This window comes from Bartonella refiksaydamii, assembly GCF_902652675.1.
Taxonomy (GTDB): domain Bacteria; phylum Pseudomonadota; class Alphaproteobacteria; order Rhizobiales; family Rhizobiaceae; genus Bartonella; species Bartonella refiksaydamii.
In genome coordinates, this window is the sequence record NZ_LR736360.1 from 1 (window position 1) to 1,672 (window position 1,672).

The 1,672-nt window shown below is 42.8% G+C and carries 1 protein-coding gene and 1 pseudogene; both read left to right on the plus strand.

What is annotated here, in order from left to right; all coding sequences use genetic code 11:
• Window positions 1-397 (plus strand): annotated as a pseudogene (locus tag GQO39_RS08410) (phage tail protein); the annotation flags it as partial.
• A gap of 7 nt (window positions 398-404) precedes the next feature.
• Window positions 405-1,529, plus strand: a complete 1,125-nt coding sequence (bgtC, locus tag GQO39_RS08415) for a gene transfer agent tail collar protein BgtC (RefSeq protein ID WP_156851757.1) — start codon at window positions 405-407, stop codon at window positions 1,527-1,529.
• Window positions 1,530-1,672: the final 143 nt, after the last annotated feature.

Consider the following 1,672-nt stretch of genomic DNA (forward strand, 5'->3'; position numbering starts at 1 on the left):
TTCGACCAAGTTTAATGTTCCTGATTTACGTGGAATGTTTTTGCGCGGCGTTGATGATGAACGCAATATTGACCCATGGCGTTATCTTGGCACTTTACAAAATGATGCTATGAGAAAGCATGACCATGGTGGTCAGACATTTTCTATTTTGAATAGTGAAGGGGATTCGGAAAGCTGGTATGGGGATATCACTATCCTATGGGGTTACGAGCTTAATAAACAGCAAAGATCTAAACTTGCCGAACGTTTGGGTGTGAGGGAAGAGGATATTCGTGTTCACCATAAGCTAGCCTTTCCGCATTCTCATCTTCATATGCATGATGTTGTGTTGGAAAGATCTGGAGCGGGTGAGACCCGCCCGATTAATGTTTCAGTAGTTTTTGCGATCAAGACGTGAGATTGAGATGTCAACGATTTATGACTGGTCTTTAACGGCATCTGAGAATGGCAGTGCTGATAGTCTTATCAATTGGTCTGAAGGTCAAGCACCCAATACAGTAAACAATAGTGCACGTTTTATGATGCAAAGGATGAGAGAATACTTGTCAGACATGGGTGGAGTGCTCGAAGGGATAGTGACAGTTGATAGCACACAACAAACGAGTGTGATAAGGCTTGAAAGTCATTCTCCATTTTTGGAATATAAGAATGGTATCGTTTTGCGCTTTATGGCTAAGGGTAAGAATGTTGGAGCGACCACGATTGTCTTAAATGCTTTAGATGGCAAGCCGGTTTATAAAGCGACAGAAAGTGGTTTATCGCTTTTGTCTGGAGATGAGATACAAGATGGTTGTCTGTATAGCCTTGTGTATGATGAAGAAATTACAGGATGGCAACTTCTTAATCCGACAAGAGGAAGAGTTTCTTCCTTAAAACGCTTACCGTCAGGTTTGATAGGTCCCTTTGCTATGGAACGCTTGCCGGATGGTTGGTTATTATGTGATGGGAAAGCGTATTCACGCAGTGTTTATAGCATACTGTTTGAAACGATAGGGACGGTTTGGGGAGAAGGAGACGGTGTCACGACCTTTAACATACCGGATTTGCGGGGGATGTTTTTACGCGGCGTTGATTATGAACGCAATATTGACCCATGGCGTTCTTTTGCCACTGTACAAGGATATTCTTTGAAAGCACATGATCATTTTATTGGTCCAGCGTCATCAGAGCGTCTTTCCTCACGCAAGAAGCGTGATTTATCTCCTGTTGAGAGAACTTTGCAAAGAAGGAAAAGGTATGTTGATGAGGAGTGTGTTGGATTAAGCGGTAATGGCTTGAAGGAATGTAAAGAAGAATTTTACACAGTTACGGAAGAGACAAAGCCTTTTTGGTTTACACAAGAGGATAAACCAGCCCGCTTACCTTGGTTTATCAGGAGTCCTTTTGCGAACTTTTTATATCACTCCACCCCGATCAAACATGGAATAAACGACACAGTTGATCATGAACATCATCTTCTAGCAGAAAGCGTTGGAGGTGAGGAAACGCGTCCGATTAATGTGTCTGTAGTCTTTGGAATTAAGACATGAGGAGTTGAAATGTCATTAAAACCGTTTGCGATATCAGAGCTTAGCGACCCGTCCCAAATACGGGTCGTTTTGTATTCGGGAGACCGTTTTGTGCATGCGCCGCTTCATGGGATTTTAGATTTGTTGAAGGCGTCTTTGAAGGC